The organism is Yoonia sp., from assembly GCF_046292185.1.
In the GTDB taxonomy this organism is placed as follows: domain Bacteria; phylum Pseudomonadota; class Alphaproteobacteria; order Rhodobacterales; family Rhodobacteraceae; genus Yoonia.
On sequence record NZ_JBKBQY010000123.1, the window covers coordinates 2,301 to 7,539 of the forward strand.

At 60.2% G+C, this 5,239-nt stretch carries 6 protein-coding genes and 1 pseudogene; 1 reads left to right on the forward strand and 6 read right to left on the reverse strand.

Translation table 11 applies throughout. The features are described 5' to 3' along the window. A pseudogene (locus ACK4TM_RS16155) lies at nucleotides 1-480 on the forward strand (carboxypeptidase M32); the annotation flags it as partial. On the opposite strand, the gene ACK4TM_RS16160 reads toward ACK4TM_RS16155, so the two are convergent. The 6 genes from ACK4TM_RS16160 to ACK4TM_RS16185 all read right to left on the reverse strand — a co-directional run. Beyond that, the gene (locus ACK4TM_RS16160; RefSeq protein ID WP_409703166.1) at nucleotides 477-992 is read right to left on the reverse strand and encodes an acyloxyacyl hydrolase; all 516 of its coding nucleotides are present in this window, start codon (nucleotides 990-992) and stop codon (nucleotides 477-479) included. The pseudogene ACK4TM_RS16155 and the gene ACK4TM_RS16160 overlap by 4 nt on opposite strands. 9 nt (nucleotides 993-1,001) lie before the next feature. Beyond that, entirely contained in the window at nucleotides 1,002-1,619 is a 618-nt protein-coding gene (locus tag ACK4TM_RS16165; RefSeq protein ID WP_409703169.1) for a TetR/AcrR family transcriptional regulator, read from the reverse strand. Continuing rightward, complete coding sequence (gene ppk2, locus ACK4TM_RS16170; protein ID WP_409703181.1) at nucleotides 1,612-2,481, reverse strand: polyphosphate kinase 2; 870 nt, start codon at nucleotides 2,479-2,481, stop codon at nucleotides 1,612-1,614. The genes ACK4TM_RS16165 and ppk2 overlap by 8 nt, the downstream gene beginning before the upstream one ends. Before the next feature lie 45 nt (nucleotides 2,482-2,526). Further along, nucleotides 2,527-3,519 (reverse strand): alpha/beta fold hydrolase, encoded by a 993-nt coding sequence (locus tag ACK4TM_RS16175; RefSeq protein ID WP_409703172.1) that lies wholly within the window; start codon nucleotides 3,517-3,519, stop codon nucleotides 2,527-2,529. After that, nucleotides 3,509-4,426, reverse strand: coding sequence for a homoserine O-succinyltransferase (gene metA / locus ACK4TM_RS16180; protein WP_409703175.1), 918 nt, complete (start codon nucleotides 4,424-4,426; stop codon nucleotides 3,509-3,511). Before metA ends, ACK4TM_RS16175 begins: the two co-directional genes overlap by 11 nt. A gap of 37 nt (nucleotides 4,427-4,463) precedes the next feature. Then, the coding region (locus ACK4TM_RS16185; RefSeq protein WP_409703178.1) for an ATPase at nucleotides 4,464-5,239 on the reverse strand (776 nt) is incomplete at its 5' end.

Consider the following 5,239-nt stretch of genomic DNA (forward strand, 5'->3'; position numbering starts at 1 on the left):
CATAATGGGTTCATCCGGACCGAGGCGGATGAGCTGCAATATAACCTGCATGTCCTGCTGCGCTTCGATCTGGAACGCGCGCTGATCGCGGGCGATCTGACGGTGAACGATCTGGAATCTGCCTGGAACGACCGTTTCGCCGCCGATTTCGGGTTCCGCGTCGATCGCCCGTCCAACGGCGTGTTGCAGGATGTGCATTGGTCCGAAGGTCTGTTCGGCTATTTCCCGACCTATACATTGGGCAATGTCTATGCCGGTTGCCTGCATCAGGCGCTGCGCGCGGCGGTCCCTGATCTGGATGATGATCTGGCGCGCGGGGACTTGTCACGCGCGACGGGCTGGTTGCGGACGCATGTCCAGCAATATGGCGGCTTGCGCACACCGGCGCAGACCATCGCCCATGCTGCCGGGATGGTCCCGGCAGAAGCCCCGCTGCTGGATTATCTGGAAACGAAATTCGGCGCGATCTACGGGATTTAGTCGAGCGTCATCGCAAAGCGGAGGCCAACCGTCTCAAGGCCGGGGTTGATATCCCCCAGATCGGCGTTTGACCGATGGTCGGCCAGCACGGCCAGCGTCGCCCCGTTGTCGAATTCATAGCCGATCCCCAGCGCGCCGCGAAATTCGAGCGGCCCGCCAAGATCGGGGCCGTCGCCCTGCACATAAAGGCCGGGCATGAAGGACAGTTCGACAAAGAACGGCCCATCAATGACATTCTGCGTGGTCCATTTTGCCCCGCCACCCAGCCAGAGATCGCCATCGCTGGTCGCACTTGCCCCAATCACAGGCTGGAACGCGCCATAGCTGCGGGCAAGATCATAGCTGGCGTAGAATTCATTGCTGATATTGTCTTGCTGAAAATAAGTCTCGCTCAGTTGCAAGGCCACGCGGGCAGGGGCCTCGCGTAGCTGAAAGCAGCCCGTCGCGCATTCGTTCAGATAGGTATCGGTCAAGCCGACGATGAAAAAGATGACCGCGAATGTGCCGTCCATGATGCGTTCCTATGTGTCAGGGTCCAGCAGGCCAAGCCCGCGCAGATAGATGCCGATGCCAGTTTCCAGCAGATCATCGGGGGGAAACGGGCTGGTCCGCCCCGGATTGCCGCGCGCGAAAAGTTCAACCACGCCATGCGACATCGCCCAGATATGCGCGCTGAACATCTGCGCGGGCGGGCGTTTATGCGCGGGGATATGCTGGCTGAGCGCCGCTGCCGCCTTTTCCAGCACGCCCATGGCGCGGGTCGCCACGGCGTGCAGTTCGGCGCTGTGGTTGATCGAAACGCCGGATTCGAACATCGCGATATAATGCCCCGGATAGCGTCTGGCAAAGGCGAGATAGGCGCGGCCTGTCGCAGAGAAAGCGGCAAGCGCGGAGGGTTGCCCCTTGGCATAGGCATGATCCATCAGATCGGCAAAGATGGCATAACCTTCCTGTGCGGCGGCGGCGATCAGGTCTTCGCGGCCGGCGAAATGGCGATAGACGGCGGCGGGGGTCACACCCGCCTCGCGCGCTGCTTCGGACAGGGTGAACCCGGTCGGCCCGCGTTTTTCGATCAGCTCAAGACAGGCCGTGATCAGCGCCTGCCGCAGGTTGCCGTGGTGATAGCCCTGTTTAGACATGCCAGAGGTCGGGGCCACCGGCGATCTTTGGGTCGATCTCGCCCAAGGCGCGTGCATCCTTGCCGGTGTAATCCAGCCCATGCAGGATCGACCGGATCACATTGACACGCGCGCGGCGTTTGTCGTCGGCGCGTACCACGGTCCAGGGTGCCAACGTCAGATGCGTCCGGTCCAGCGTTTCGCGGATCGCGTCGGAATATTCATCCCACTTTGCCAGACCGTCCACGTCAATCCGGCTGAGTTTCCATTGCTTCAAAGGGTCGCTTTCACGCGCCAGAAAACGCTGCAACTGCGTGGCGCGCCCGATATTGAGCCAAATCTTGAACAGCTTGATCCCTTCTTTGGCCAGCATGTCTTCAAATTCGGGGACCTGCGAAAACCAGATTTCGCGCTGCGCAGGCGTGCAGAAATCGAAAACATGTTCGACCACGCCCCGGTTATACCAACTGCGGTCATATAACGTGATATCGCCCTTGGTCGGCAGATGCGCGATATAGCGTTGGAAATACCATTGCCCGGCCTCGGTATCAGAGGGTTTGGGCAGGGCCACCACTTTGGCGCTGCGCTGGTTCAGGTTCGCGCGGAACCGTTTGATCGACCCGCCCTTGCCTGCGGCATCGCGCCCTTCGAGGACCACGACAATCCGCTGGCCGGTGTCGCGCGCCCATGATTGCATGCGCACCAGTTCAAGCTGCAACCTGTCCATCGCGTCCTGATACGCATCCTTGTCCCAGCGCCTGTCATAGGGAAAGCTGGGGTTGGGGATATCGTTCTTGCCTGCATCCGCGATCAGGGCACGGATATCTGCGGGGGCGTCATCGTTGCAAAAACGGCTGATCGCGCCATCGAATGGTAGGTCCATGAAATCATCCCCGCTGTGCTGTGCCATTATGGGCCGGTGCCGCGCCTAGCGCAATCCGGCGCGGCGGGCGGCGCGGTCTATCGCGGCAATCGCCTCTGGCTCGTCGCTGTGGTGTGGCTGGTGGCCGACACCTTCCAGACGGGTCAGGTTGACGGTGGGGGCGATCTTGATCAGTTCCTCGGCATGGACATGGATCGGGACGGTGTTGTCGGCGGTGCCGTGGATCACCTCGATCGGGATGGTCAGCCGGGGGTAAAGGTCGGTCATTTCCACCACGAAGGGGCGCAGCCCGTTCACCTGGCGTGCATTGGCACGGAAGGTCCGTTCGCGCAGCGCCAGTTCGGCGCCAAGGTGTGCGATATACCCTGGCGGCGGGTCCTGCGGTTCAAAGGTCGCGTCGACCACATTGTCCACCGTGCTGCGGGGGGTAAAGGCGCTGATCAGCGGGATCACCAGACCGCCGCCCAGCGCAGAGCCGTTGACGGAATAATAAGCACCCAGATCGCCGGGCCAGGGCATCGACACGCCGCCAAGGGTGACAAGCGCGGATGCATTGGTCGGGTCATCCTGCGTCAGGCCAGTCGTGCCCCAGGCCATCGCCACGATACCGCCAAAGCTGTGGCCGACGACAATCGGGTCGGTGATGCCCAGCGCGCCCGCCGCTTCACGCAGCATGGCGACCTGTGCGTCGGGGCTTTCGCCCATGGTCGCGAAAGGGCCGGTCGCGATGCCCGGCGCGCGGTCGGTATAGCCCATGCCGGGGCGGTCAAAGGCGGTGACGCGGTAGCGGTCGGTCAGTTGACCCATCAGCGAAAAGGTATAATCGCGCAGATTGCCGCCCGCGCCATGCAACAGGATCACATCGGGGCCAGCGCCCGCCTGCACATAATGCACCCGCCCGCCGGTGACGTCGACGAATTCGCCCACGGGGGGGTAATCGGCCTCGATCCGTTCGGCCCTTGTATGGGCGGAACAGGCGGTCAGCAGCGCGCCGAGCCCAAGGGCAAGGGCGGTCAAGATGAATGCTTTAAGTGCCAATTTTATCCAGATCGTAATAGGTTGTCTGATAGATCTCGTTGATCCAGTTGCCGTAAAGCAAATGCGCATGGCTGCGCCAGCGGTTCTGCGGCACCTTCAACGGATCGTCGTCGGGATAGTAATTCTCGGGGATATTGATCGGCGTGCCATTGGCCACGTCGCGGTCATATTCCTGTTTCAGCGTGCCGGTGTCATATTCAAAATGATTGAAGATATAAAGCGCGCGATGCGCGGCATCTTCGACCAAGGCCGGTCCAGCCTCGGAACTGGTAATCAGGGTTTTCAGCCCCGGCACGGCGTCGATTTCATCCTGGCGCATTTCAGTCCAGCGGCTGACCGGGATCACGCAATCATCGGAAAAACCCCGCAGATAGGGGGAACTGGGCGCGGTATTCTGGTGGCGCAGACAGCCGAACAATTTGCGGTCCAGCAAATGTTTTCTCACACCATGAAAATAGTTAATCATCGCCATACCACCCCAACACACCCCAAAGGTGGAGTGGACATGCGTCTGCGTCCAATCAAATACCTGTGTGAGTTCGTCCCAATAGGTCACGTCATGAAACGGCAGGTGTTCGATCGGCGCGCCGGTGATGATCAGACCGTCGAATTTTTCATCGCGGACCTCGGCGAAGGTTTTATAGAATTCCTCCATATGATCGGCGGCGGTGTTCTTGGTCTGGTGTTCTGACATGCGGATCAGGGAAAATTCGATCTGCAACGGTGTGGCCCCGATCAGCCGGGCGAATTGATTTTCGGTCTGGATCTTCTTGGGCATCAGATTCAGCAAGGCGATCCGCAAGGGGCGGATATCCTGACGCGCGGCGGTGATTTCATCCAGCACCATGACGCCTTCTTTCGACAGGACATCATAGGCGGGCAGGGCAGAGGGGAGTTTGATCGGCATGATTTCTATATCCTGACAGAGGGATCAGATAGGCGGCTCAGCCCCGCATCTCAAGGGCTGTGGCGATCATGTCGATGAAACCTTGCGCATCGGTGACTGCGGCCACATCATCCTGCGCGACGGTCAGGCCCCAGCGGTCTGCCATCGCCTTGTAACGCGGCTGACGATGCGCCAGCGCCTTGGCAAAGGCCCAGCGGATGAAATCATCGGGGTTCACTTCGTCAGGCGCTTTGTTGAATTCCGCCAGATAGGCCTGCCATGTCGCCAGCAGGAACACCGGGTCATAGGACATCGGTTTGGGTTCGCGGTCAAAGCGGCGGATCAGTTCGGCGGTATGCGCGTCGGTGCCTTCGATCCAGACCATCAGGGTTTTGGCGGCAAGGTCTGTCATGATCGGGTCATCGGGATTATTCACATCGACCCATTCGCAGATCGACCCGCCGGTATCGCAGATGAAATGCGGGTATTGGTACAGGTCATACGAGCGTTCGATGAAATGCCCGGTGTCATGCAGCGCCGCGACCTCGGCCAATTGGAACTGGTCCTGACGACGGGTATATTCATCCCAGGGCAGCCCGCCCTTGGCCGGATCACCGGGCTTACCCAGATAGGACGACATCGGCCGCAGGTCGTTGAAGGAAATGTTCGACCCGATATAGATGCTGTCGCTGCGCAACAGATCGCGCAGGAAAGGGACCTTCATCGCCTCGCGCTTGGCGTTATCGGCGATATATTCGCCCATATACCGCGTGCCGATCCGGTAATCGATGGAATAATGGAACCAGTCGCCGGTTTCGCGCAGCATGCTGGACA